This window comes from Methylobacterium sp. E-065, from assembly GCF_022829605.1.
In the GTDB taxonomy this organism is placed as follows: domain Bacteria; phylum Pseudomonadota; class Alphaproteobacteria; order Rhizobiales; family Beijerinckiaceae; genus Methylobacterium.
The window spans coordinates 35,703-61,231 of the sequence record NZ_JAKSYD010000230.1 but is presented as its reverse complement, the minus strand read 5'-3'; the positions used below and the strand labels follow the sequence as shown (position 1 = coordinate 61,231).

The following is a 25,529-nucleotide window of genomic DNA, read 5'->3' as shown; positions in this document are numbered from 1 at the left end:
GTGGTGCAAGGCCGGGCCGGCCGTGCATCGCCCTGAGGAGACGCCAGAAGGCGCGGTTTATTCCCCGAGGCCGGCGAAATAGCGCGGCGGCCTCGGGATTCGGGGGTTCAGGGCGTCGGCTTCAACGCCGTGAGGTAGTCGACGATGGTCTGCACGTCGGCCTGATCGACGGGCGCCTTGTAGACGTGGACCATCTTGTTCACGGTCTCGGTCCACTGCGCCTTCGTGAGCTTGGGCTGGGTCAGCACCATCCCGGCCGAGTGGCAGGCGAGGCAGTTGTTATTGACCGCCTCGGCCCCCGGTCCGTCGGGGAACATTCGGTCGGAAGTCGGGAATTCGATCGATTGCGAGGTGAAGCGCATCGGCTCGGGAGCCGGGGCGGCGAGCGCCACCAGGGGAGACAGTATGAGCGCGGCGATGAGGGCCGCAGGGCGGATTGGGTTCATGGCTGTTCTCCTCAAGCGGCCTGGAAGGACACGGCCTCGATGCCGTTCTGCATGAAGCCGGCGCCGTTCCAGACCCGGTCCATGGGCTGCGCGACGCCGTTGGTGTTGGTGCAGCGGACCCTGATCGTGTGGGTGCCGGAGGCCAGCGCCGGTAGGCTGCCCTCGAAGCGGCGGAAGCTGTAGGGGCCCTCGTCCGCGCCGAGCTGCGCCGGGAACCACGTCGCTCCGCCATCTCCGGAGAAGTCGACCGTCTTCACCCCGCAATCGCCGCCGAAGGCGATGCCGCGAAGGGCCACCGGCGTTCCGGCCGCCACCTTGGCGCCATCGGTCAGGTTGGTGACGAAGGAGCGCGGCACCATCCTGTTGATCGGGACCGTCTTGAAGCCGGTCTGGCCGGGCTTAATGTTGGCGCCCGGCACGTCCGGGATGCGGTAGGCGGTCTTCATCCAATATTGGTCGTCGGGCTTGTCCAGCACCTCGATGTCGGACAGCATCTTGACCCAATAGGTCGAGTACCAGCCCGGCACCACGAGGCGGAGCGGGAAACCGTTGAGCAGCGGAAGTTGCTCGCCGTTCATCGCGTAGGCGATCATCACCTCACCATTGTTGGCGTGGTCGAGATCGAGGGACTTCTTGAAGTCCGGCGCGTCGTCGACCACGGGCTCGTCGAGGCCGCTGAAGCGCACCTGCAAGGCACCAGACTTCACGCCAGCGCGTTCGAGCACGTCCTTGAGGCGCACCCCGGTCCAGCGGGCGTTGCCCATCGAGCCGTTGGCCCATTGCGCGCCGGGCACACGCGGCTCGAACAGCCCGCGTGAATTGCCCGAGCACTGGTTCACCGCGGCGATCTCGAAGCGGGGCAGGCCGGCGATGGCGTCGAGGGAGAGCGAGAGTTCCTTATCGACGTGGCCGTGGACCTTAAGACGGAAGGTGCCGGCGTCGACTTCGGTCGGGATCGAGGCCCAGTGCCAACGGACGTAGAAGCGGTCGTTGGGTGTGAACACGCCCTCGTCGAATACCGAGAACGGCGTCTCCAGCAGCGGCGGATGAGTGCGCTGCAGGATCATCTCGCCCTTGTCCGGAAAGGCCGTGGTCAACGCCCGCTCATCCGGGCCGCCCGGCAGCGGAAGCTTCACCGAGCCCGCCGCCCAGGCCGGCATGGCGGCGCCGAGGCTGCCGAGCCCTAGGCCACCCAGGACGAGGCGGCGGTTCGTCGGTCTGTCCAGTCCGTGCATGGTCTCTCCCCTAAGAATGTCGGCGTCGATGCGTTCGAGGGCATCGGACCCGTCGCGATTCCTCGCGACCATGGAGATGCTACGGGATACGATTTATTCCTTCCAACGGTCTTTCGCGATGTGAATGATCTCCAAACGCGATGATTTGAGAAGTTTCGATCTACGATGGGACGATCAAGGACGCCGTCTCGGCGTCACGCCGCCGGCGCGCCGACGGGCGCGGTCCTGCGATGCCCGAACAGGGCGTGACGCTCTGAAAAACCGCGAAGGGCGACGGTGCCGAGAGGTTCGAGGGCATGTGCCAACCCGTCGATGAAGGTGTCGGTGGCGATCAGCGGCGTGTCGTAGGTCTTGCACAGGCGCTCGACGCGAGCGAGCACGTTGAGATCGCGGCCGATCGCCGTGAAATCGACCCGGTCGCCGCCGCCGATATTGCCGTAGGCGATCTCCCCGACATGAAGTGCGACGCCGACCTCGAAGGCAGCTGTGTCACCGTCGCGCAGGGTCGCAAGCGCAGCGAGTGCGGCCTCGGCGGCATGCAACGCGGCACGGCGCGCCGCGGCCTCGTTGCGATCGGCATCGAACACGGCCAGTAGCCCGTCGCCGATATACTTCAGCACCTCGCCGCCTTCCGCCTCGATGGCCGGCACGATGGCATCGAACATCCGGTTGAGGGCGGCCACGACACAGTCTGGGCTCTGCCGGTCGGACAGTTCACCGAACCCGCGCAAGTCAGTCAGCATCATCGCGGCCCGCATCAGGCGCACGTCGCCACGCCGCACCGTGCCGGCCAGAATCTGCCGCGCCGGGTCGCGCCCGACATAGGCGCTCAGCACCGCGCCGAGCATGTCGTCGAGCGCCTTGATCTCGAACAGCAGCGAGAAAGACCCGACCAGCGCCAGCAACGTGTCGATCTCGATCGGCGTGAAGCCGCCCGGTCTCGCCGTGGCCCAGGAGGCGGCGCCCATGCGTCCACGCGCGGCGCGCAGCGGCACGATGAGGTAGTCGGTCAGACCCTCGTCGCGAAGCTCGCCCAGCACGGGAAACGGCAGCGGCCCATCCCCGTCGAGACGGCATCGGAATGGGGTACGGGTCTCGACCACGTGCTCGACGGTGTTGCCGTGAAAAGTCGGCGTACCCTCGATGCCGTGGCGGCGACGCAGGGCTAGGCTCGACGCTCCGGGATGCCAGACGCGCATCACCCACCGGAACGACGGATGCAGGGTCGGCGCGTGGGTGGTGGCGCGGGCCAGTGGCAGGCCGAGCCCCGAGAGGCACGCGCTGAACCCGTCGAGAAGGGCTGCCGCGTCCGCCGCTTCGCGACCCGGCCCCATCAACCATCCCGTCGCCTGCGCGACCGCCTCGGACGAAGATTGGGACGAACGTGTCACGGCAGTTCTTTCATCAAGAATTCGGATCGATGCCATAGCGCGGATCAGACGAGGCCGAGCACGTGGATCAGGCCGAGGCTGACGGCGCCTAGCGCAAGGAGCGAGGCGACCACCGCGAGGGTCACCCGCGCCCCGGCCTTGGCGACGCTGCGCACGTCGACCCCGAGGCCGAGCGCCGCCATCGAGACCACGGTCAGCACGTTGGCGGTCTCCGACATCGGCGCGAGCGCAACCTGCGGGACCAGCCCGGCCGAGCGAAGGCCCGCGAGCGCCAGGAAGGCGAGGATGAACCACGGCACCAGGCGGTGGATCGCGAGGCCGCCGCGGGCCGGGCGGTCGCCGGCGGTGACGCCGGGGGCAGCCTCGTCGGTCTCCTCGCGCAGCCGGCTCGCGCCGAGGGAGAGCACCAGGACGACCGGGCCTAGCATCAGCACCCGGACGAGCTTCACCAGGGTTCCGACCTGGACGCTGAGCGCCGCGACCGGCGCGGTGGCGGCGAGGACCTGCGGAACAGCGTAGACGGTGAGGCCGGCGAGCACGCCGTACTGCATCGGCGACAGACCGAGCAGCGGCACCAGCAGCGGCAGGCCGAGCACCACCAGCACGCCCAGCACCGCGGTGAAGGCGATGGAGGCGGCGACGTCCTCGCCGTCGGCGCCGATCACCGGGGCCGTGGCCGCGATCGCCGAGTTGCCGCAGATCGAGTTCCCGCAGGCCACGAGGATCGCCATGCGCGGATGCAGCCCGAGCGCTCGGCCGATGCCGTAACTCGACAGGATCGCCACGACGACGACGCCCGCGATGCCGAAGAGCAGGCCCGGTCCGGCGGCGAGGATCGTCGCGAGGCTGAGCGACGCGCCGAGCAGTACGACCGCGATCTCCAGCACGGTCTTGGCCCCGAAGGCGATGCCGGGAAAGAAACGCTGCGACGGGGTCCAAATGGTGCGGATCGCGCTGCCGAGCAGGATCGCGAGCACCAGGGCTTCGAGCCAGGCACGACCGAACAGGTGCGCCTCGGCGGCTTCGAAGCCGATCGCTGCGGCGGTGACCGCCACGCAGAGGCCCAGTCCCGGAAGGATGGCTCTCGTGCCGGCCAAGGCACGCGTCGGACGAGAGTGGGAGAAAAGTCTGGGCGCGGACATGGATGGCTCCGATGTGATGCCGGAGGATCCCAGGTCCCGTTCATTCACTCCAACGGAATGATTAGATGCTTTTCATCACTGAAATAGATGAAATGCGGACCCCTTCAGAGTTTGCGGAGACGCATTGTGAGGGGCCGACAGGCGGATTCACCCGTCGATCCAGCGGGCCGTGATCGTCGTGTCCGCAGCAAGCTCATAGATCCTGACTGCTGTTCCTGATCGTCGTGCTTGGTCCCTACGTGGCCCGGATCCCGATGGCCGCCCTCGTTGCGGTGATGATCATGGTGGCCATCAACACCTTCCAGTGGAAGTCGCACGGGACCCTGGTGACCCACCCGAAGGCGTCGAGCTTCGTGATGCTCGGCACCGTGGCGGTGGTGGTCGCCACCCACGACCTCGCCAAGGGCGTCCTTTTCGGCGTGGTCCTCAGCGGTCTGTTCTTCGCCCACAAGGTTACGAGGTTCTTCGCCGTCCGGTCGTCCCACGGTAAGGGCGACGTGCGGACCTACCAGGTCACCGGGCAGATCTTCTTCGCGACGGCCGAAGCCTTCCACGCCGCCTTCGGTTTTCGCGAGGAGGCCCTGCGGGCGGTCGTGACTGACCTGCAGGCGGCGCACTTCTGGGACATCTCGGCCATCAACGCCCTCGACCGGGTCGTGCTGAAGTTCCGTCATCACGGCATCGCGGTCGACGTCGTCGGCATGAACGAGGCGACGGCCACGATGGTCGAGCGCGTCGGCACCCACGACAAGCCGGGGGCGACCTTCGCCGTGGGCGGCCACTGACCGTGGCGTCATCCTTCGCAAGGGCGGACGGATGCGGGCTGCCGTCTTCATCCGCCGGTGCGACAGGTCCCTCGGGTGCGCGGTCTGAAAGTCGGGTCGGCAGGTTTGCGGCGTTTGTCGGGAGGTGCGACCTCGATGACCCTCGACCTCTCTCGGCCAAAGGCCTTTCGGCACCATCGCCGACGCCCGCAACGCTTTGCCCTGGCCGGGGACCGCGGCCGCGCCCCGCATCGCGCTCCGTTGGACGAGTGTCAGGTGGGACGGGACGATCCGCGCGACCGTATCCCCGACGCTTTCGCGATCAGGGGGAAGGCCCACATGGGAGCGACGCCGGTCCTCGATCTGCCTCAAGGGTGGAGGCACAGAAATCGACGACCCGCGAAATTCCCGCCTCGGCCTTCCTCGGAACGTCGAGGCTAAGCCGACGCCGGATGGTGGCCGGCCCTCTGGGGAACGACCAGAACGCATACGACCATCAACGCCGCGAGCACCACCGAGATGGTCAGGTCGCTGATCCCCAGGCCACCCTGGGCAGAGGGCTTGTCGAGCGAGTTCGCGACCGTCGCACCGAGCGGACGCGTCAGGATGAAGGCGGCCCAGAACAGCGCCGTGCGGGAGGTTTTCGTGAAGAAGTAGAGACCGGCCGTGACGGCCAGGGCGCCGGCGATCAGCAGGGCGCTTCCGTTGTAGCCGAGTGGGGTGTCGTCGGCCATCCAGTCGCCCAACGCGGTGCCGAGCGTCTGCGAGAACATGATGGTCAGCCAGTAGAAACATTCCACCTTCGGGGTCGCGACGGTCTCGACCGCGACCGTCCCCTCCGACCTGTACCAGAGGCCGAGCGAGCCCAGCACGAGCGCGAGGAGGGATAGCGACCCGCCAAGGTAGCCGATGCCCAGCGACCGGTCGAAGAGATCGGCCATCGTCGTTCCCGCCAAGGTCGTCGCAGTGATGACGGCCCAGTACAGGGACGGGTGAAACCGCTTGGCGTTGATCTGGGCCGCCACGGCGACAGCCAGGAGGGTCGCGAAGATCAGGGTGCCGACGAGGTAGCCCAGACCCAACGTCAGGGTGACGGCGTTGCCGCCGACCTCGCCCAGGGTCGTGGCAACGATCTTGATCCCCCAGAAGGCCAGCGTGATCTCCGGGACCTTGCTCACTTCGATACCGGTTCGGTCGTCGGCCATGGATGGGTCCTCCGTCAGGTCGATGGGTCGGCGGCGTCACGGCTGCCGCTCAGGACCCGATCAGCTTCCTCAGCCGGTCGAGGTTGGCGAGTTGCCGAAGGGCGGTGTCGCGGTCGGCCGCGGCCAGGCCGAGGATGACGGCCTCCAGGGCGACGAGCGTGGTGGCGTGAAGGGCGACCTGGTTCGCGCGGCCGCGACGGGCCAACAGCACGACCGTGGCCTTGCGGGCGATGGTGCTGGTCTCCGTGTCGGTCACGAGGACCACGGGCAGGCCCAGACGGTGCGCCTCGCCCATCACGGCCTGCACCTCGCGGTAGGGCTTGCCGTAGGCCAGGAGTACGACCGCGTCGTCGGCATGCAGGCCCAGCAACTGGTCGGCCAGCGACCATCCCGTCGCATCGAGAAGCAGGCTCTGCCGTCCCGAGCGCGTAAGTTGGAAGGCCACGTACCGGGCAAGATGCGCGGAGGGGCCGATCCCGAAGACGCCGATCCGGGTCGCTGGATGCAGGGCGGTGACCGCCGCGAGGATACCCGCGCGTCCGTCCTCGGTCCGGAGCGCTTCCATCCCCTCCCGGTGCGCTTCCAGCACGGCATCGATGGCATCGCCGGTGGTGGCGCCGACTTCCGCCAGCGTTCGACGCATGTCGGTCGCCGGCGTCCGTCGGCCGTCGAGTCCGGCGGCGAGCGCCTGCTTGAGATCGGGCAGGCCATCGAACCCCAGCGCCTGGACGGCGCGGATCACGGTCGCGTCCGATGTCGCGAGATGCGTGGCGATCTGCTGGGCCGAACTTGCGAGAACCGTCGCCCGGTTCTGATCCAGGTAACCCGCAACCCGGGCAACGGCGGGGGACAGGGATGGCATCAGCCGCCGGACCGTGTCGCCGAACTCGTCCGCCATCGGCTTCGACTCCGCCAGTCGGTGGTGCCCCGTTTGGAACCATGATGTAGCATTTTCTACAATGATGTTGACATCGGTAGCAAGAGCGACATTTCCTCCCGACGGAAACCGCGTCCGGCCAAGCGGTCGAGTGGCAGGGAGGATCGGAATGGCCATCGACTGGGTGCATGCATGGCCCACGGCACTTGCGGCGTTTCTCGCCTCCATCGTCGAGTTCGTCGAGGCCCTCACCATCGTGCTCGCCGTCGGCGCGACCCGGGGTTGGCGGAACGCCCTCGCGGGCGCCGCGGGCGCCCTCGCCGTCCTCCTTGCCATCGTGCTGCTCTTCGGCCCACTGCTGACCCGCATCCCCCTGCGGGACGTACAACTCGTCGTCGGCGGCCTGCTGCTGCTGTTCGGCATGCGTTGGCTGAGCAAGGCCATCCTCCGCTCCGCCGGGGTCATCGCCCTGCACGACGAGGACGAGGCTTACGGCAAGCAGGCGGCCGCGCTGGGCACCGGAGGCGGCGGCCGCCTTCGATGGGATGCGGTGGCCGTGACCACCGCCTTCAAGATCACCATGCTCGAAGGCCTGGAAGTCGTCTTCATCGTCGTCGCCGTCGGTGCGGGCGGGGCGGGACTCCTGGTCCCCGCCAGCCTCGGGGCGCTCGGCGCCCTGATCGTCGTGGTGGCGCTCGGCGTCGCGCTTCACCGCCCCCTGTCGATGGTGCCGGAGAACACGCTCAAGTTCACGGTCGGCGTCCTCCTGTCGGCCTTCGGCGCGTTCTGGGTCGGCGAGGGCATCGGCCTCGACTGGCCCGGCGGCGACTGGGCGGTCGCGGCGCTGACCGCGGGCTTCCTCGGCCTCTCGGTTCTGGCCGTGCCGACGTGCCGTCGACGTGCCGCCGCCCTTCGTCCCCTTCCCAACCTCTAGGCATCCGCATGCACTGGCTCGGAACCGTCCTTCGCGAACTCCTGGGATTGGTCGTGGACGATGTCGGCTTCGCCGCCTCCATCGTCGCCTGGGTCGGGGCGGCTTGGCTGGTGCGCGCCTACGGACAGGCCGGCACGACATCGGCCGCGATCTTCCTGTTCGGAGGGCTAGGCCTGATCCTGGTGGAAAGCGTCCTCAGGCGTTCCGGGGCGCCGCGATGACCCGGCCCTCGCTGCCGGTCGCGACCGATGAGATCAAGGCCGCCGAGATCACCCCATCGCTCCTAGCACGCATGGGGCAGCGCGACTTCGGGCTGGCGGCGGGCGCCTTCCTCGTCGTGGCACTGCTCCTCGGCTTCGGGCTTCTCGCCGACGAGGTGATCGAGGGCGGAACAGCACGGTTCGACCTGGCGGTGCTCACCGCGCTTCGAACGGGCAAGGATCTCGCCATCCCCATAGGACCGGCCTGGGTGCAGGAGACGGGACGGGACGTCACCGCGCTGGGAAGCTTCGTCTTCCTCGGCTTCCTTTCGGCCGCGACCGTTGGTTACCTCATGCTGGTCCGCAAGCGCGGCCTCGCGATGGTGATGGTGGCCGCGGTCCTCGGCGGCGCAATCGCAAGCACCTTGCTCAAGTACGGCATCGACCGGCCCAGGCCGGACTTCCCGAACGCGGTGCGGGTCTTCACGCCGGGCTTCCCGAGCGGTCACGCAACGCTTGCAACCGTCACCTTCCTGACACTCGGCGTCCTCCTGACCCGAGGGAGCGCCGACCGCCGTATGAAGTCGTACTTCATGGGCCTGAGCGTGTTCCTGACGGTGGCGGTTGGGCTGAGCCGGATCTACCTCGGCGTGCACTACCCGAGCGATGTCCTCGCCGGATGGTGCGTGGGCGCGGCCTGGGCGGTGTCCTGCTGGATCCTCGCCCTCTGGCTTCAATCCCGCGGCGAGATCGAGCGGGAAGTAGCCGAGGCCGCACCGGCTCGATCCGGAACGGGCACGGAGCCGGAGCTCAGTCGATGATGCGGCGGGATGCGATGGTGGTATCCGGACCGAACTCGTAGACCCGGATCGATCCGGTCGCGATCTCGACGGATTCGATTTCCCTTGGGCCCAGTCCTTCGAGCACCATCACCAAGGCCCGCAACGAGTTGCCGTGGGCGACGACCAGCGTTGGACCGCGCATCGCCGCCGGCTGGATATGCCTTAGGTGGAAGGGCACGACCCGGGCGACGGTGTCCCGGAGGCTCTCGCCGTTCGGCGGCTGACCCTTGTAGGAGCGCCGCCAGCCCTCGATCCGCTCCGCCCCGAAACGTTCGTAGGCGCCCTGCTTGCCAAGGCCGCTGAGGTCGCCGTAGTCGCGCTCGTCCAGGGCGGCATCCCGGAGGGGCACCAGATCGGCCTGCCCCAGGGCATCGAGCGCCAGCCGGGAGGTCGCGATGGCCCGCGCGAGGGTCGACGTGAAGGCTGAGGCGAAGCGAAATCCTTCGTCCTTGAGCCGCAGCCCGGCCGAGCAGGCTTCCTGTCGGCCCCGCTCGGTGAGGGGTGAGTCGAGCAGTCCCGTGAAAAGGCCGTCGGCGTTGGCTTGGCTCTGGCCATGGCGGACGAGGACGAGACATCGCCCCGGCGGGGGTACTGGGGAGGCGATCACGCGGGCTCCGGGCGAAGGGTGGTGCGGACAGGGAAATGCCGGCGCGGAGGACCCGCGCCGGCACCCTAGGCTCCTTGGTGTTCGCGACCGATCAGTTCGGCAGGGCGAACACGGTGAGCTGGCCACCGAGGTTGGTGTAGCTCGACAGGGCGGCGTAGCCGCCCACCGCGCCGAGGCCGGCGTTCGGGTCGGTCAGGCCGGCCGCGAGGCCGATGCCGGCCCAGCCACCGACACCCGACAGGATGCCGACGTACTGCTTGCCCTTGTGGGTGTAGGTCATCACGTTGCCGATGATGCCCGACGGGGTCTTGAACTTGTACAGTTCCTTACCCGTCTTGGAGTCGACGGCCTTCAGGTAGCCTTCCAGCGTGCCGTAGAAGACAACGTCGCCGGCGGTGGCGAGGGCGCCCGACCAGACCGAGAACTGCTCGGGATCGGACCACGCGATCTTACCCTTCACGCCGTCCCAGGCGATGAAGTTGCCCATGCCGCCATGGCTGTTCGGCGCGGGGTACATCGACAGGGTCGCACCGACGTAGGGCTGGCCCGGGGTGTAGGTCACCCGGAACGGCTCGTAGTCCATGCAGACGTGGTTGGTGGGCACGTAGAACAGGTTGGTCTTCGGCGAGTAGGCGGCGGGCTGCTGGTCCTTCGAACCCAACGCGGCCGGGCAGATACCCTTGGAGTTGGTGTCCTCGCCGTTCTGCTCGGTGGAGAACTTGGCCTGGACGAGGGGGCGACCGTAGGTCTTGGAGCCCTTGTCCATGTCGACCTTGGAGGCCCAGTTGACGACCGGATCGAACTTCTCGGCGACGAGGAGTTCGCCGGTGGCGCGGTCCAGGGTGTAGCCGAAGCCGTTGCGGTCGAAGTGGGTCAGGAGCGGGCGCTCCTTGCCGTCGACCTTCTGGTCGGTGAGGATCATCTCGTTGATGCCGTCGTAGTCCCACTCGTCGTGGGGGGTCATCTGGTAGACCCACTTGGCCTGCCCGGTGTCGGGGTTACGCGCCCAGATGGTCATCGACCACTTGTTGTCGCCCGGACGCTGCTTGGGGTTCCAGGTCGAGGGATTGCCCGAGCCGTAGTACATCAGGTCGAGCTTGGGGTCGTACGAGTACCAGCCCCAGGTGCAGCCGCCGCCGGTCTTCCACTGGTCGCCTTCCCAGGTCTTCAGCGAAGAATCCTTGCCCACCGGCTTGCCGAGGTAGGTGGTCTTCTCCGGGTCGACGAGCATCTCGTCGTCCGGGCCGACGGAGTAGGCGCGCCAGACCCGCTTGCCGGACTTGAGGTCGTAGGCGGTCACGTGACAGCGTACGCCGAACTCGCCGCCCGAGATGCCGACGATGACCTTGTCCTTCACCGGCAGCACGGTGGCGGTGTTGGTCTCGCCCTTCTTCGGATCGCCGTTCTGGACCGACCAGTTCACCTTGCCGGACTTGGCGTCGAGCGAGACGACCGTGGTGTCGGCCTGGTGCAGGATGATGGCGCCGTCGGCGTAGGCCAGGCCGCGGTTGACCGTGTCGCAGCACATCACCGGGATCACCGACGGGTCCTGCTTGGGCTCGTACTTCCACACGATCTTGGCCTCGTGGTCGAGGTCGAGCGCGTAGACGATGTTCGGGAACGGGGTGTGGACGTACATCATGTTGCCGATGACGAGCGGGGCGCCCTCATGGCCGCGCAGCACGCCGGTCGAGAAGGTCCAGGCCACCTGGAGGTTCTTGACGTTGTCCTTGTTGATCTGGTCGAGCTTCGAATAGCGCTGGTTCGTGTAGTCGAGGCCCGGGAACGCCCACTGGTTGGGGTCCTGCATCAGCTTCATCAGGTTTTCGTTCGCGATGGCCGGCATGGCGGCCGGCAGGAGCGTCGCGGCGTAGGCGACGGACGCCGCAAGGGCGATCTTCCTCATAGGTGTTCCTCCATTTGAGCGTTCGAACCCGGACGTTGTGTCCGCCAGGGGTCTCCTCACCGCATCCCGGTCCGTCGGCGGCGACGTGTCGGCCCTGCGCGCTTCCGCGCCGGGCCCCGGACCGGGGCTGCATTCCCCTCGAGCCCCAAGATCATCGTCCGGGAGCCCAAGTGGAGCGCCGGTAGAAGTATCGAATTATAAGATCAGCGCAATAAGCATTTTCTAAGTGCGACAGAATTATCCAGTCATTATCATGCAGATGCTGATTTAACCAATACGACGTCGCCCGAAAAAGCCATGGCTTTATCAGGGGCGCAAATAGTGCTGTTTTTTAAATAAAGATGCCGCTCTTTATTATTCCGAGACATCGCTTTTTTGCGTTGACTCAGACTATCGAGTGGCTATCCTTATTCCTGCGACAGACTAGACCTAAGCACATGTATTCTTGTGACCGCTCGGAGGCATGTGTCCTGGTCGCGGCGGAGCCTTATGGCTCCGCCTTTTTTTTCGTGCGCGAACGGGAAAAGGCCCGGACCGCGCCTGGTGGGCGACGGCGGGCATCAGGACGGTCTTGGATCGGGCAGGGTCATCGGTCGGCTCATGAGGGGCCGCCTTGCGGCGATCCGGTTGCGGTCATGAGCGTGACGGTGCGGGTCAACACATAGCTCTACCCGCGCCGAAGCGCTCGGTAGAAGCTATCGTCCGGCCCATAGGGGGCCGGCAGTTATCGGGGAGCTTCATCCCCATCCCACGTCCGGCAACGTGGATTAATCCGTCGTCCGGGTCAATCCCTTCGTCGACCGATCACGCGCGGGTCACGGCAAGGGAGAGGAAATAGGCGCCGTAGGCCGTCACCATGAGGGCCGCGACCCCGTCGAGGACGTAGGGCGGCACCTTCCGGAAGATCCCGGTGCCGCCGAGGGCGAAAGCCAAGGTCGCCACGAGCACGACCCCGATGCCGACCCCGAGGGTCGCCGTTCCCGCGCCCTCCCGAAGCGAGACGCCGAGCCAGACCACCAGGATCTCAAGCCCCTCGGCGACCAGGGCCCAGGCGGCGACGCCGAGGCCCGCGGCGTTGATCGGCCGCGACCAGTTCGCGTCCGTCGAGCCGGGGGCCGTGCCGGCATCGCGCTTCGAGAGCCCGTCGATGAACTCGTAGAGCAGGTACAGGCCGAACCCGAGCAGCAAGACCGCCGAGATCCAATCCAGGACGTTCAGGGCCAGGAGGTAGGCCGCCTTGCGCAGGACGACCGCGAGGATCGACACCGCCAGCCCGCCGAGGATGGAGCCCGCCAGGACGCTGCGCCATCCGAACCGGTACGCCCCGGCCATCATCACCGTCGCGGCGATGAAGAGTTCGGTGAAGGTCACCTGGAAGGTGATGACGGCTCCGAGCCAGGAAAGGGTCATGGGATGCGCTCCGCCCCGGGCCGGCGTCGAACGCGCCGGCCTCGGCCGCGGAGGGCATAGACATGCCCCGGGCCCTGGACCAGCCACCGTCTTTCGTGATGCTTTCGAACGACCCGGGCCCCATCCCCACTCGGGATGGGGCCCGGGCGCGCGGGAGTTGGATCTTGACGAACGGGCGAGGCGAAGGCATCTCCCGTCCACGGCAATGGAATCTGCCGGGCCTTTCGGCCAAACCGCCCCCTGGGCTAATGACTCCTACCTTTTGCGGCGCCGCAACAAGGGGGACTCATGCGCGCGACCTTCCAAAATCTCTTCGACAGCCTGAACCTCGCGGCGTTCGTCCGCACGCGGCACGCCCATGCCGTTTCGGTGGCGCGATGGTCGGCCATCCTCGTGCCGATGGCCGCGGCGGTCGGCACCCTCTGCGCGGCCTTCCTGTGGAGCCTCGACGCGGCCACCCAGGCGCGCTTCGACCATCCCTGGTTCCTGTTCCTGCTTCCGCTCGGGGGCTGTGCCGTCGGCTTGCTCTACCACCTGTTCGGCAAGAGCGTTGAAGGCGGCAACAACCTCATCGTCGAGGAGATCCACGAGCCGGACGGCGGCGTGCCGCTCCGGATGGCGCCGCTTATCTTCCTCGGCACCATCGTCACGCACCTGTTCGGCGGGTCGGCCGGGCGCGAGGGTACCGCCGTCCAGATGGGAGGCAGCCTTGCCAGCGCCTTCGGCAAGCTCTTCGGGGTCGATGCGGCCGGGGTCCGGGTCCTCCTGATGGCGGGTATCGCCGCCGGCTTCGGCGCAGTCTTCGGCACGCCCATCGCCGGCGCGGTGTTCGCGCTGGAGGTGCTCGCGGTCGGTCGCGTCGAGTACGCCGCGCTGGTGCCCTGCCTCCTCGCCGCGGTGGTCGGCGACTGGACCTGCCAGGCATGGGGCATCCACCACGGCTTCTACCACGTGGACTTCCTCGCCGGCGGCGCGAAGGCCCTGACCGTCGATCCGCTGCTCCTTGCCAAGGTCGCGCTCGCCGGCGTCGCTTTCGGCCTTGTCGGGTTGCTGTTCGCGGAAGCCAACCACCTCCTCGGTGGTTGGCTGAAGCGCCTGGTCCCGTACGGGCCGCTCCGCCCGGTGATCGGCGGCCTCGCGGTCATCGGCCTCGTCTACGCTTTTGGTACGCGGGACTACCTCGGGCTCGGCGTCTCGGCCGCCGACGCCGGCGGGATGACCATCAACACCTTCTTCGGGCCGGACATCCATCCCTGGAGCTGGGCCCTGAAGATCCTGTTCACGGTCGTGACCCTCAGCGCCGGGTTCAAGGGCGGCGAGGTCACGCCGCTGTTCTTCATCGGCGCGGCGCTCGGCAACGCCCTGGCCGGGCTGCTCGGCGCGCCGGTGGACCTGTTCGCGGCGCTGGGGTTCGTCGCGGTCTTCGCCGGCGCAGCCAACACGCCGCTCGCCTGCACGCTGATGGGCATCGAGCTCTTCGGCGCGACGCACGGGGTCTATCTCGCCGTCGCGTGCTTCCTGGCTTACCTCTGCTCGGGTCACAACGGCATCTACCTGTCGCAGCGCATCGCGGTCCCGAAGTCGGCGGCGGCCAACATCCCGGACGGCATGACCCTGCGCCAGGCCCGTACGGGCCGGGTGCCGACCGTCGCACCGTTGGCCGAGCGCCCCATCACCGAGGAGACGTCATGACCCCATCGCATCGCGTCGTCGCCGCCGACACCGGCATGATCCGTATCTACATGAAGCCGGGCGAGCGCGGCGGCGCCGGCAAGGGCCGGTGGTTCTCTGGCTCGAAGCCGCTCTATCGGGAGCTCGTCGCCCAGGCCAAGGCGGAGGGCCTCATGAACGCCGTCGCCCACCAGTCCCACCACGGCTACAGCAACCATGGGCCGATCCAGGACGACGGCGCCGAGTCGCTCAACCCCGAGCTGACCATGTGCGTCGAACTGATCGGCACCCGCGAGCAGCTCGAAGGCTTCTGCAGCCGGCACGGTGCCCAACTCGCGAACAAGGTCATCGTCTACAAGCACCTGGAGCACTGGAGCGTCAGCCAAGTCGGCGTCGGTGCGGCGGGCCGGGCTGCATGACATGAACCGTCCCGGGACGCTCCGGGCTTCGGATTGCCGGATAGGCCAACGAATGCGATAGCCGGCCATGGGTGCGCGGTCCGACCTTCGGACCGGCAGGCTTCAGCGTTGGTCGGGCCGCCAGCGCGGGAGATCTATGCCCATGCCGCGGCGCCTTCGCCCGACCTCGGCCCTGCGTAACGTCCTCCGGGGCGAGGCCTCAGGCGGCCTGATCCTGATGGCGAGCGCCGCCCTGGCGCTGGCCATCGCGAACTCCGGCTGGTCGGGCGTCTACTTCTCAGTCCTCAAGACATACGTCGCGACGGCCTGCCTGAACGGGGACATTCGTCTTCGTGTTACCTGAACGTTCCCGGCCCCAGGCCGTTGGAGGCTTGCCTTGCGAGCTTCCCGCGTTCGCTGACGTGGAGCCAGTGGATGCCCGCAATCGCCAGGACCGAGTTCGCGAAGTCCGAGACCCCGCTGCCCTCCGATGAGGGACATGGCCCGAGGGCGGGGTTCTGGGCGCTGACGCTCGGTTCGGTCGGCGTAGTCTACGGCGACATCGGCACCAGCCCGCTCTACGCCCTGAAGGAGTCCCTCCACGCCACCGCCGGAGGGGGGCACGCGCCGACCCGCGAGATGGTCTTCGGCGTCGTCTCGCTGATCCTCTGGGCGCTCATCCTCATCGTCACGCTCAAGTACGTGCTGCTGGTGATGCGGGCCGACAACGACGGCGAAGGCGGCACGCCGTCCCTCGTGGCGCTCGCCCAGCGGGCGCTGGGCCATTCCGGCGGGTTCGTGATCGTGCTGGGCATGGTCGGCGTCTCACTGTTCTTCGGCGACGCCATCATCACTCCGGCCATGTCAGTGCTCTCTGCGGTCGAAGGGCTGAAGCTGGTGACCCCGGCCACCGACCCGTACGTCCTGCCCATCAGCCTCGCCATCCTGATCGGGCTGTTCGCCCTGCAGAGCCACGGGACGGCGCGGGTGGCGACCTTCTTCGGCCCCCTCACGGCGTTCTGGTTCATCGTCATGGCGCTGGGCGGCCTGGGCCACCTCGTCGACGACCCGAGCATTCTGGGTGCGCTTAACCCCGCCCACGGCGTCTCGTTCATCCTGAGCCACGGCACGGCCGGCCTGCTGGCGCTCGGTGCCGTGTTCCTCGCTGTGACCGGCGCGGAGGCGCTTTACGCCGACATGGGACACTTCGGTCGCACGCCGATCCGCGCGGCCTGGTTCGGGCTGGTGCTGCCGGCGCTCGCCCTGAACTATCTCGGCCAGGGCGCCATGCTGCTCGCCCACCCCGAGCGGGCCGAGAACCCGTTCTTCCTGCTCTATCCGTCCTGGGCTCTGCTGCCGATGGTGCTACTCGCCACCGTGGCGACGGTCATCGCCAGCCAGGCGGTGATCACCGGCACCTTCTCGATCACCCAGCAGGCGATGCAACTCGGCCTGCTGCCGCGCATGCGGGTCCTGCGCACCTCCGAGACCGAGAAGGGGCAGATATACATCCCTCGGGTGAACTGGTGGTTGCTCGTCGCGGTCGTGTTCGTGGTGGTGCTGTTCAAGTCGTCGAGCGGCTTGGCGGCCGCCTACGGCATCGCGGTCACCGGCGACATGGTCATCACCGCCTGCCTGCTGTTCGTCGTCGCCTGGAAGGTCTGGCGCTGGTCGCCTGCGGTCGCGGCCGCGGTCATCGCGCCGTTCCTACTCATCGAGTTGGTGTTCCTCTCGGCCAACGCGCTCAAGATCCTGCACGGGGGCTGGGTGCCGTTGACCATCGGCGCCGCCCTGGTCACGGCGATGTGGACCTGGCGGCGCGGCTCGGCCCTGATCGCCGAGGAGATCCACCGTCGGCGCGTGCCGCTCTCCGAGTTCACGCGGATGGTGGAGACCGGCTCGATCCAACGGGTGCCGGGAACGGCCATGTTCCTGACGGGAACGCCCGGCGATACCCCAGGGGCCCTGATGCACAACGTCAGGCACAACCGGGTGATGCACGCGAACAATTATATCCTGCACGTGGTCACCGAGGACCTGCCGCGCGTGGCAGACGCCGAGCGCGTCGCCGTGAGGAAGCTGTCCGACGCCTTCTCCTGCGTGACGGTGCGCTTCGGGTTCACCGAACTGCCCGACCTTCCGCGCGCCCTTGCGGCCGCGGGCCTGGACAAGGGCGACCTGTCGTACTTCCTGACGCGGCGGGTGCTGGTGGCCTCGCCGGAGACCGGCATGCCGGTGTGGCAGGACAGGCTCTACATCTCCATGGCCCGTGCGGCCACGGACGCGTCCCGCTACTTCCGCATCCCGGTCGACCGTGCCGTCGAGATCGGCGCCCGGATCGACATCTGATCCCGGGGAGGTCCGAGTGCGGTCGAGATTGTTTTCGATCCATTGCCAGCGGCGGTCGTGCTCGCCACGCGTCAGATCAGGCTGTTTCCTTCGCCCTACGCATCTCTTGGCCATCCTGGATGACCGGCAGACTTCGGCTCGTAGTCCGTTCGCGCGGTAGCACCGCGGTGCTTCCACGGTCGGCAGGGCCACCTATGTCTGTCTTAGCACAGCACGCCGCCGAAAGCGGCCAGACTGCTCTCCACCCATCCCGGTCATAAGCATCTGGTCTATCAGGCTGCCCGGAAGCGGACACTCTGAGGGTCCGAGAAGGGTCGGAAGCGGACGGTATCAAGCGTCAGGTTTCGACCACTAGGCCTCGGGGTCGATATCCGACGTTTCAGGTCCTCCTCCGCAGGGATCTCGGCGTGGATGCGACCATTGCGGGCAACAAAGGTGCGGGTTCTCCTTGGCTCGCCGCTCACCGCGGGGGAACGGGCGAGGATCCGAACGGGTTCTTCGGCTCTGCCGCATGAGGCGGTGAGTGTCCCGAGCCAGCAACCGTCAAGGGACCGATCCAGGAGTTCGGGCGCATGAACCAATCCTCTCCGTCCGCCCGTGCCGGTATCATGGCGCGCCTCGGCAAACGGGAGATTGGTCTGCCCGTGACGCTGTTTTGCGTCGCCGCCCTCATCCTCGGGTTTGGTCTCCTGGCCGACAAGGTCATGGAGGGCGGCACGATGGGGTTCGACACCCGCGTCGCCCACTTCTTCCGTCCACCCGGCGCGGCTGGTCCGATTGGACCGGATTGGCTGCACGAGATGGCCCGGGACGTGACCTCCCTGGGCAGCATGGTGGTTCTTTGCTTTCTCATCGCGGCTGTGGCAGGCTACCTGCTCCTGATCCGCAAGCAGGGGGCAGCGGTCCTGGTGGTAGGCTCAATCCTGGGCGGGACGGTCATCAGCTTTGGCCTCAAGCTCCTCTTCAACCGTCCGCGACCCGAGATCCCCGGCGGCATCCAGGTGTTTACCGCCAGCTTCCCCAGCAGCCACGCCATGCTTTCCGCCGTCACCTACCTGACGCTCGGTGCCCTCATGACGCGCGTGGCGGCGGGCGCTCGCCTCAAGGCATACTTCATGGGGCTGGCCGTCTTCCTCACGGTGGTGGTCGGGATGAGCCGGGTCTATGTCGGGGTGCACTACGCGACCGACGTGCTGGCGGGCTGGTGCGTGGGGTCGGCCTGGGCGGTCCTGTGCTGGGTCGTGGCCCTCCAGCTCCAGCGACGCGGTAAGGTCGAGAAGCCCGACCATGTCGCGGGCGAGGCCGGCATCGAGGCATAGGACCCCATGCGTCGTTCTTCCTAAACGCATCCTCCGCCTGACTGAAGGAACGGACGCATCCCAGTATTCGTTCGATTAGCAGGACCGCATCGTCGATGCCTGCGGCCAGGCCGTCCGACCATTACGGGCACGACCGAAATGATGCCGTTAGGGGGCCCGTAGGGCGGCCGGATCAAGCGGCGCTGGTGGTCTCGGCCGGCCCGGCTTGCCGACTGCCTCCCAAGCTATCAAGGCGGCCCCGAGGCTGATCCAGATATCGGCCATGTTGAAGGTGAACCAATGCACCTCCGCCGGGTGCAGGTCGAGGAAGTCCGTGACGCGGCCGTCCGCACATCGGTCGATGAGGTTTCCCAGGGCACCGCCGGTCATGATGGCGAAACCAACTCCTTCCGACGCTCCGGTCGCGCGGAATGCCAACCCGGCAACGAGGGCCGTCAGCATTCCCTGAAGCGCAAGAAGGACGACCAGGGACGTCGCGTCATGCGCCGGAAGCAGGCTGAAGCTGATGCCATGATTGAACGCGAGCCTGAGGTCGAGCATCGGCAGTACCGCGTGCACGGTTCCGTCGGAAAGCCTGTCGACCGCCAGCGCCTTGGTCCACAGGTCGGTGCCCGCCGCGGTCACAGCGATTACGACGAGGGCGCCGACCTCGGCCCTTTCCCGTATGAGACGCATCGGCTCAAGCCCGGAGCAGGCGAAGGGCGTTGGCCGTCACTAGGACGGTCGCCCCGGTATCCGCCAGGATGGCCGGCCATAGCCCAGTGATGCCTGCGAGCGTCGTCACCAGGAACACGGCCTTAAGCCCCAGCGAGATGGCCACGTTCTGGTGGATGTTGCCGAGCGTCGCCCGGGACAGCGCCACGAGGGCGGCCACGTCCGAGACCCGGTCGTTGAGGATGGCCGCGTCAGCCGTCTCCAGTGCCGCGTCTGTGCCGCCGCCCATGGCAATGCCGACGCTGGCGGAGGCGAGCGCGGGGGCGTCGTTGATGCCGTCGCCGACCATAGCGACCGGGCCGACCTCCTTCAACGCGCCGATCTCGGCGAGCTTGTCGGCCGGCAGCAGGTCGGCCCGGACCGATAGTCCCAGGCCCTTGGCGATGGCCTCGCCGGTGCGCCGGTTGTCGCCGGTCAGCATCACGCATTCGACCCCGAGCCGGCGCAGGGCCGCGACGCCGGCGGCCGCATCCTGTCTGGGCTCGTCCCGGACCGCCACGGCGCCGAGCGCCTCTCCGTCCCGAACCACGACGACGGCGGTCTTGCCGGCTTCCTCAAGGGCCTGCACCGTCGCTTCCGCTTCCGGCGAGAGGCTGGCCAGCGTCGCGGCGTGGCGCGGGGATGCCACCGCGACCGTGCGACCGGCGACCGTGGCCTGGACGGCCTTGCCGGGAACCGCACGGGCATCGCGTACGGGGCGCAGGGGGATGGCGTCGGCCTCCGTACGTTCGAGGATCGCACGAGCGATGGGGTGGCTCGATCCGGCCTCCACCGTCGCCGCGAGCCCGAGCAGGGTGCGATCCGTCATGTCCGGGGCAAATGGGAGGACGTCGGTGACCCTTGGACGCCCTGCCGTGAGCGTCCCCGTCTTGTCGAACGCGACGGTACGCACCCGTCCGATGGTCTCCAGGGCGGCGCCGCCCTTCACCAGCAGTCCCCGCCGCGCTCCGGCGGCAAGACCCGAGGCGATGGCGGCCGGGGTCGAGAGCACGAGGGCGCAGGGGCAGGCGATGAGGAGCAACGCCAGTCCGCGATAGATCCAGGTGCCCCAGTCGGCGCCGAGCAGCAGCGGCGGGCCAAGCGCCGCCAGCGCGGCGACCGCGAAGGCGACCGGGGTGTAGACGGCGCTGAAGCGGTCGATGAACCGGGCGGTCGGCGACTTCGACGCCTGCGCCTCCTCCACCATGTGCAGGATGCGGGCGACGGTGTTGTCCGACGGCATCCGGGTGACCCTGACCTGCAGGGCCCCGTCCGCATTGACGCTGCCGGCATAGACGGCGTCCCCGACCTCCTTTGGCCGGGGCACCGATTCCCCCGTGATCGGGGACTCGTCGAGGCTCGACGTGCCGTCCGTGACCTCGCCGTCCGCAGGGACGCGGTCACCCGGGCGCACCAGCACGGTTTGGCCGATCACCAGGGAGGCGGCCGCCACCTCACGCACGGCGCCGTCCCCCTCGACCAGGCGCGCCGTCTTCGGCACCAGGCCCACGAGGGCCTTGATGCCGGCCCGGGACCGGCCGGCCGCAAAGCCTTCGAGCATCTCGCCAACGGTGAAGAGGAGGACCACCACCGCCGCTTCCTCGGCGGCATGGATGGCGAGCGCCCCGATGGTGGCGACCGACATCAGCATCTCGATGGAGAAGGGCGAGCCGTTGCGGGCGGCGGCGATGGCGCGGCGTCCGTAGAAGGCGAGACCCAGGAGCGCGCCGGGCCAGTAGGCGTATTCCCCGGCCAGCCCGGGCCGAACCGTCTGCAGGAGAAATCCGCTTGCGAACAGGACGGCGATGCCCAGCGCCAAAAGCCCCTTGCGGCTGCGCCAGGCGGGGGTCTCCGCCTCCTCCTCGACGATGGCCGGGGCCGCGATGCCCGTCGTCTGCGAGCGGGCGAGGTCGGCCGCGGTCGGCAGGGACCCGACGCCATAGCCGAGCCCCGTGATCCGGTTCTCCAGGTCCGCCCTGGGCGTCGAGCCCTCGTCGAGCACGAGGTCGAGGACCTGGGCCGTGTAGTTCACGCGCACGTCGCGGACGCCGGGCAGGCGGGTTACCGCCGTTTCGATCTTGGTCGCGCAGCTCGGGCAATCCATGCCCTTCACGCGGTAGCGCAGCGCGGCGCCCGCGGGGACCGCTCCCGATGTTCCTGGCCCTGACATGGCAAGCTCCGTCGACCCGGGCCTCGCGCCGAAGGGTCTGAGGCCCTACATGCACCCTGTAGCAACTACAGGGTCAAGGCCATGGCGCAGGCACCCCCCATGACCATCGGCGACCTGGCCGCGGCGACGAACACCCGCGTCGAGACGGTCCGGTGGTACGAGAAGATGAAGCTCCTGCCGGCGCCGGAAAGGTCGGCGGGCAACTACCGTCTCTACGGTCCGGAGCACCTGCGCCGCCTGAGCTTCATCCGGCGGGGACGGGACCTCGGCTTCACGGTCGACCAGATCCGGGAGCTTCTCGCCATGGCCGACGACCGCGACCGGTCCTGCGCCGAGGTCGACACCATCGCCCGCGCCCACCTGGCGCAGGTCGAGCGCAAGCTGGCCGACCTGACCCGGTTGGCGCATGAGCTGCGTGACGTCATCGGTCAGTGCGGCTGCGGGTCCGTCGCCGACTGCCGCATCATCGAGGCTTTGTCTCCCCACGGGGATCCGTCCTGAGGATGGATCGGCCCCGTCGGCATCAGGTGGAAGTGCGTCCTCCCGCCGATGTTGCAGAGGCAGTACAGAACGTAGACGCAGGCCGGGATGGCGATGAGGGCCAGGGCGAACGCCCGGCCGGCCGCGCGACGGACGTGGGGCCTGACGCGGCGTCGGCGACGTGGGCCGCCGCCGCCCCAGTCGGCGATGGTTCGGGCGACCTTCTTGCTCATGCCGACCCTCCTACTCGGCGGCGCGGAGATGCGGTTGGACCGGCTTGGGCCGATCCTTCCTCTCGGGGGCGACCGCACCGGCGAACCTGGCATAGAGGGCCGGCAGGACCACGAGGGTCAGAAGGGTCGCCGAGATGAGGCCGCCGATGACTACCGTCGCCAGGGGGCGCTGGATCTCTGCCCCGGTCTCGGTCGCCAGCGCCATCGGTACGAACCCGAGGGATGCCACCAGCGCGGTCATCGCCACTGGACGGAGCCGGGTCATGGCGCCCTCCATGATGGCCTCGCGCCTTGGCCGTCCCTCGGCGATGAGCTGCTTGATATAGGTCAGCATCACCAAGCCGTTGAGCACCGCCACCCCGGACAGGGCGATGAAGCCGACGGCCGCGGGCACCGAGAACGGCATGCCCCGCAGCCATAGGGCGGCGATGCCCCCGGTCAGCGCCAAAGGAACCGCGCTGAACACCAGGAGCGCGTCCCGGGCCGAGTTCAGGGCCGAGAACAGCAGCAGGAAGATCAGGAAGAAGCACACCGGGACGACCACCATCAGGCGCTGGCGGGCGGAAGCCAGGTTCTCGAACTGTCCGCCCCAGGTCACGTAGTAGCCGGCCGGGAGCGACACCCCCGAGGTTACCTTGTCCTGCGCCTCGGCCACGAGCGAGCCGATGTCGCGGCCCCGCACGTTGGCGGTGACCACGACCCGGCGCCGGCCGTTCTCGCGCGAGATCTGGTTCGGGCCCTCCGTCACCGAGAAGCTCGCGACCTGCTTCAGGAGCACGGACGCGGCGCGCCCGTTCGGTCCGGGAGGTAACGGCACCGGGATGTTCTCCAGGGCCTCGCGGTCCTCGCGCACCTTGTCGTTGAGGCGCACGACGATGGGGAAGCGCCGGTCGCCCTCGAAGACGACGCCCGCCTCGCGGCCCCCGATGGCCGCCCCGATGACGTCCTGGATCGCGGACGTGCTCAGGCCCAGGCGGGCCGCCTCGGCCTTGTTGATCCCGATCTCCAGGAACGGCAGCCCAGCCGTCTGCTCGACCTTCACGTCGTCCGCGCCCTCGACCCCGCGCAGGATGCCGGCGATCTGGTTCGCGGCCGCGGTCATCGCGCCTAGGTCATCGCCGAAGACCTTCACGGCGAGGTCGCCGCGTGTGCCGGCCAACAGCTCGTTGAAGCGAAGCTGGATGGGCTGGGAGAACTCGTAGACGTTGCCCGCGAGCGCCCCGAGGGCCTTCTCGATGCTCTCCTGCAACTCGGCCTTGGACAGGTCCGGGTCCGGCCATTCGGCTTGCGGCTTCAGGATGACGAAGGTGTCCGACGAGCTCGGCGGCATCGGGTCCGAGGCGACCTCGGCGGTCCCGGTCTTCGAGAAGACGTAGGCGACCTGGGGGAACCGGCCGATGGCCTGCTCGACCTTCAGCTGCATCGCCTGCGATTGCGACAGGGACGTCGACGGGATGCGCTGGGCGTTCAACGCGATGCTCTTCTCGTCGAGCTGCGGGATGAACTCCTGCCCCAGACCCCTGAACAGGATGCCTGCCCCGACAAGCAACACCAGGGCGACCGCGACGAACAGCATGGGCACGCGCAGGGCGGCCCCGAGGACTGGGCGGTAGGCGGCCTTGATCGCCCGGACGAAGAGGTTGTCGGTCTCGGTGACCTTGCCGGTGATGACGATGGAGATCATCGCCGGGACGAAGGTGAGCGACAGGACGAAGGCCGCGACCAGGGCGATGATGACGGTGAGCGCCATCGGCTCGAACATCTTGCCCTCGACCCCGGTGAAGGTGAGGAGCGGCACGTAGACGAGGATGATGATGGCCTGCCCGTAGAGGGAGGGCTTGATCATCTCCTCGGCCGAGGCCCGCACGGTGGCGAGGCGCTCCTCCAGGTCGAGCTTTCGCCCGAGTTCCCCTTGGCGTTCGGCGAGATGGCGAAGGGCGTTCTCGGTGATGATGACTGCCCCGTCGACGATGAGGCCGAAATCGAGGGCCCCAAGGCTCATCAGGTTGGCGCTGATGCGGCCCTGGACCATGCCCGTCATGGTCATCAGCATCGCCACCGGGATGACGAGGGCCGTGACGATGGCCGCGCGGATGTTGCCGAGCAGCAGGAACAGGATGACCACGACGAGGGCCGCGCCCTCGGCCAGGTTCTTGGCGACCGTCCGGATGGTGGCCTCGACCAGGACCGTGCGGTTGAGGACCGTCTGGACCTCGACGCCGGGCGGGAGCGTGCGCCGGATGCCGGTCATGCGCGCGTCGACCGCGGCGGCGACGGTGCGGCTGTTCTCGCCGATGAGCATCAGGGCGGTGCCGATGACGACCTCCTGCCCGTCCTCGCTGCCTGACCCGGTGCGCAGATCGCGCCCGATCCGCACCTCGGCGACGTCGGAGATGCGGACCGGCACGCCGCCGCGCGTGGTCACGACGACGGAGCCAATGTCCTCCATGCTCTCCAAGCGGCCGGCGGCGCGCACGACGTAGCCCTCGCCGTTGTCTTCCAGGTAGCGCGCACCCTGGTTGGCGTTATTAGCCTCCAGCGCCCGCCCGATGTCGGCGAAGGACAGGTCGAGGGCCGTCAGCCTCATCGGATCGGGCTGGACGTGGTACTGCTTCTCGAAGCCGCCGATGCCGTCGACGCCGGCCACGCCCGGGACGGTCCTCACCTGTGGGCGGATGATCCAGTCCTGGACCGTGCGCAGGTAGGCCGTGCGTTCGAGCTCCGTCGAGAGCCTCTGGCCCTCGGGTGTGAGGTAGCTGCCGTCCGGCTGCCAACCGGGTTTGCCGGGCTTCGAGACCTTGCGCTCAGCAGGTTTCGCGTAGTGCACCGACCACATGTAGATCTCGCCCAGGCCCGTCGAGATCGGCCCCATGCGCGGCTCGACCCCGGACGGCATCGCCGCCTCGGCCTCCTGAAGACGCTCGGCGACCTGCTGGCGGGCGAAGTAGATGTTCGTCGCCTCGGAGAAGACGGCGGTGACCTGGGAGAACCCGTTCCGGGATAGCGAGCGGGTGTATTCCAGGCCCTTGATGCCTGCGAGCGCGGTCTCGACCTGATACGTGATGATGCGCTCGATGTCGTTCGGCGAGAGCGAGGGCGCAGTGGTGTTGATCTGCACCTGGTTGTTGGTGATGTCCGGCACCGCGTCGATGGGAAGCTTCGTCAGCGAGAACACGCCGAACCCGGCCGCGAGCAGCGACAGGAGCACCACGAGCCAACGCTGGCGGACGGAGAAGTCGAGGATCTTCGAGATCATG

The 25,529-nt window shown here is 68.1% G+C and carries 21 protein-coding genes, 1 pseudogene and 2 riboswitches; of the genes and pseudogenes, 10 read left to right on the top strand and 12 right to left on the bottom strand.

Annotated features, from left to right (window positions below; all coding sequences use genetic code 11):
• Nucleotides 1-107: 107 nt before the first annotated feature.
• The 4 genes from MKK84_RS26560 to MKK84_RS26545 form a co-directional block, all read right to left on the bottom strand.
• Nucleotides 108-446, bottom strand: a complete 339-nt coding sequence (locus MKK84_RS26560) for a c-type cytochrome (RefSeq protein WP_147762548.1) — start codon at nucleotides 444-446, stop codon at nucleotides 108-110.
• 11 nt (nucleotides 447-457) lie between these two features.
• On the bottom strand, nucleotides 458-1,681 hold the full coding sequence (locus tag MKK84_RS26555) for a molybdopterin-dependent oxidoreductase (RefSeq protein WP_147840835.1): 1,224 nt from the start codon (nucleotides 1,679-1,681) through the stop codon (nucleotides 458-460).
• Nucleotides 1,682-1,875: 194 nt separating this feature from the next.
• Nucleotides 1,876-3,072, bottom strand: coding sequence for an adenylate/guanylate cyclase domain-containing protein (locus MKK84_RS26550; protein WP_243924978.1), 1,197 nt, complete (start codon nucleotides 3,070-3,072; stop codon nucleotides 1,876-1,878).
• Nucleotides 3,073-3,116: 44 nt separating this feature from the next.
• The gene (locus MKK84_RS26545; protein WP_147840833.1) at nucleotides 3,117-4,214 is read right to left on the bottom strand and encodes a YeiH family protein; all 1,098 of its coding nucleotides are present in this window, start codon (nucleotides 4,212-4,214) and stop codon (nucleotides 3,117-3,119) included.
• A gap of 206 nt (nucleotides 4,215-4,420) precedes the next feature.
• Here MKK84_RS26545 and MKK84_RS26540 point away from each other — a divergent pair.
• A pseudogene (locus MKK84_RS26540) lies at nucleotides 4,421-4,999 on the top strand (STAS domain-containing protein); the annotation flags it as partial.
• 416 nt (nucleotides 5,000-5,415) lie between these two features.
• Here the strand turns inward: MKK84_RS26540 and MKK84_RS26535 are convergent.
• The gene (locus tag MKK84_RS26535) at nucleotides 5,416-6,183 is read right to left on the bottom strand and encodes a hypothetical protein (RefSeq protein WP_147840832.1); all 768 of its coding nucleotides are present in this window, start codon (nucleotides 6,181-6,183) and stop codon (nucleotides 5,416-5,418) included.
• 49 nt (nucleotides 6,184-6,232) lie between these two features.
• Entirely contained in the window at nucleotides 6,233-7,081 is an 849-nt protein-coding gene (locus tag MKK84_RS26530) for a MurR/RpiR family transcriptional regulator (RefSeq protein WP_187275329.1), read from the bottom strand.
• Between the two features lie 148 nt (nucleotides 7,082-7,229).
• Between MKK84_RS26530 and MKK84_RS26525 the strand changes: the two genes are divergently transcribed.
• Genes MKK84_RS26525 through MKK84_RS26515 form a run of 3 tightly spaced genes read left to right on the top strand, consistent with a single transcriptional unit; the run spans nucleotide 7,230 to nucleotide 9,015 of the window.
• A complete protein-coding gene (locus MKK84_RS26525) occupies nucleotides 7,230-7,994 on the top strand; it encodes a COG4280 domain-containing protein (RefSeq protein WP_147840830.1) in 765 nt (254 codons plus the stop codon).
• A gap of 8 nt (nucleotides 7,995-8,002) precedes the next feature.
• Nucleotides 8,003-8,215, top strand: a complete 213-nt coding sequence (locus tag MKK84_RS26520; RefSeq protein WP_147762555.1) for a hypothetical protein — start codon at nucleotides 8,003-8,005, stop codon at nucleotides 8,213-8,215.
• A complete protein-coding gene (locus MKK84_RS26515; RefSeq protein ID WP_147840829.1) occupies nucleotides 8,212-9,015 on the top strand; it encodes a phosphatase PAP2 family protein in 804 nt (267 codons plus the stop codon). Before MKK84_RS26520 ends, MKK84_RS26515 begins: the two co-directional genes overlap by 4 nt.
• On the opposite strand, the gene MKK84_RS26510 is transcribed toward MKK84_RS26515, so the two are convergent.
• The 3 genes from MKK84_RS26510 to MKK84_RS26500 all read right to left on the bottom strand — a co-directional run bounded on the left by MKK84_RS26510 (nucleotide 9,005) and on the right by MKK84_RS26500 (nucleotide 12,959).
• Nucleotides 9,005-9,640 (bottom strand): 2,3-bisphosphoglycerate-dependent phosphoglycerate mutase, encoded by a 636-nt coding sequence (locus MKK84_RS26510; protein WP_409565425.1) that lies wholly within the window; start codon nucleotides 9,638-9,640, stop codon nucleotides 9,005-9,007. The two genes, MKK84_RS26515 and MKK84_RS26510, sit on opposite strands and share 11 nt — an antisense overlap.
• Before the next feature lie 94 nt (nucleotides 9,641-9,734).
• Nucleotides 9,735-11,549: a lanthanide-dependent methanol dehydrogenase XoxF5 gene (gene xoxF5, locus MKK84_RS26505; RefSeq protein WP_147840827.1), complete on the bottom strand. Its 1,815-nt coding sequence runs from the start codon at nucleotides 11,547-11,549 to the stop codon at nucleotides 9,735-9,737.
• A 682-nt stretch (nucleotides 11,550-12,231) separates the two neighbouring features.
• Nucleotides 12,232-12,303, bottom strand: a riboswitch (Fluoride riboswitch).
• 50 nt (nucleotides 12,304-12,353) lie between these two features.
• Nucleotides 12,354-12,959 carry a TMEM165/GDT1 family protein gene (locus MKK84_RS26500; protein WP_147840826.1) on the bottom strand — a complete coding sequence of 202 codons (606 nt, stop codon included), beginning with the start codon at nucleotides 12,957-12,959 and terminating at the stop codon, nucleotides 12,354-12,356.
• Nucleotides 12,960-13,151: 192 nt separating this feature from the next.
• Nucleotides 13,152-13,224: riboswitch (Fluoride riboswitch) on the top strand.
• A gap of 23 nt (nucleotides 13,225-13,247) precedes the next feature.
• On the opposite strand from MKK84_RS26500, the gene MKK84_RS26495 reads away from it, so the two are divergent.
• From MKK84_RS26495 to MKK84_RS26475, 5 genes are all read left to right on the top strand, one after another.
• Nucleotides 13,248-14,651, top strand: coding sequence for a voltage-gated chloride channel family protein (locus MKK84_RS26495; protein WP_147840825.1), 1,404 nt, complete (start codon nucleotides 13,248-13,250; stop codon nucleotides 14,649-14,651).
• Complete coding sequence (locus MKK84_RS26490; protein WP_147762561.1) at nucleotides 14,648-15,049, top strand: DUF190 domain-containing protein; 402 nt, start codon at nucleotides 14,648-14,650, stop codon at nucleotides 15,047-15,049. The genes MKK84_RS26495 and MKK84_RS26490 overlap by 4 nt, the downstream gene beginning before the upstream one ends.
• A gap of 142 nt (nucleotides 15,050-15,191) precedes the next feature.
• The gene (locus MKK84_RS26485; RefSeq protein WP_243924977.1) at nucleotides 15,192-15,392 is read left to right on the top strand and encodes a Na+/H+ antiporter NhaA; all 201 of its coding nucleotides are present in this window, start codon (nucleotides 15,192-15,194) and stop codon (nucleotides 15,390-15,392) included.
• Between the two features lie 71 nt (nucleotides 15,393-15,463).
• On the top strand, nucleotides 15,464-17,377 hold the full coding sequence (locus MKK84_RS26480; protein WP_147840824.1) for a potassium transporter Kup: 1,914 nt from the start codon (nucleotides 15,464-15,466) through the stop codon (nucleotides 17,375-17,377).
• Nucleotides 17,378-17,949: 572 nt separating this feature from the next.
• A complete protein-coding gene (locus MKK84_RS26475; RefSeq protein WP_147840823.1) occupies nucleotides 17,950-18,696 on the top strand; it encodes a phosphatase PAP2 family protein in 747 nt (248 codons plus the stop codon).
• Between the two features lie 147 nt (nucleotides 18,697-18,843).
• Here the strand turns inward: MKK84_RS26475 and lspA are convergent, their stop codons facing one another.
• Nucleotides 18,844-19,371 (bottom strand): signal peptidase II, encoded by a 528-nt coding sequence (gene lspA / locus MKK84_RS26470; protein WP_056250438.1) that lies wholly within the window; start codon nucleotides 19,369-19,371, stop codon nucleotides 18,844-18,846.
• Between the two features lie 4 nt (nucleotides 19,372-19,375).
• Nucleotides 19,376-21,559, bottom strand: coding sequence for a heavy metal translocating P-type ATPase (locus MKK84_RS26465; protein ID WP_147840822.1), 2,184 nt, complete (start codon nucleotides 21,557-21,559; stop codon nucleotides 19,376-19,378).
• Between the two features lie 99 nt (nucleotides 21,560-21,658).
• On the opposite strand from MKK84_RS26465, the gene MKK84_RS26460 reads away from it, so the two are divergent.
• The gene (locus MKK84_RS26460; RefSeq protein WP_147840821.1) at nucleotides 21,659-22,060 is read left to right on the top strand and encodes a MerR family transcriptional regulator; all 402 of its coding nucleotides are present in this window, start codon (nucleotides 21,659-21,661) and stop codon (nucleotides 22,058-22,060) included.
• Between the two features lie 222 nt (nucleotides 22,061-22,282).
• On the opposite strand, the gene MKK84_RS26455 is transcribed toward MKK84_RS26460, so the two are convergent.
• Nucleotides 22,283-25,528: an efflux RND transporter permease subunit gene (locus tag MKK84_RS26455; protein ID WP_147840820.1), complete on the bottom strand. Its 3,246-nt coding sequence runs from the start codon at nucleotides 25,526-25,528 to the stop codon at nucleotides 22,283-22,285.
• Nucleotide 25,529 lies beyond the last annotated feature (1 nt).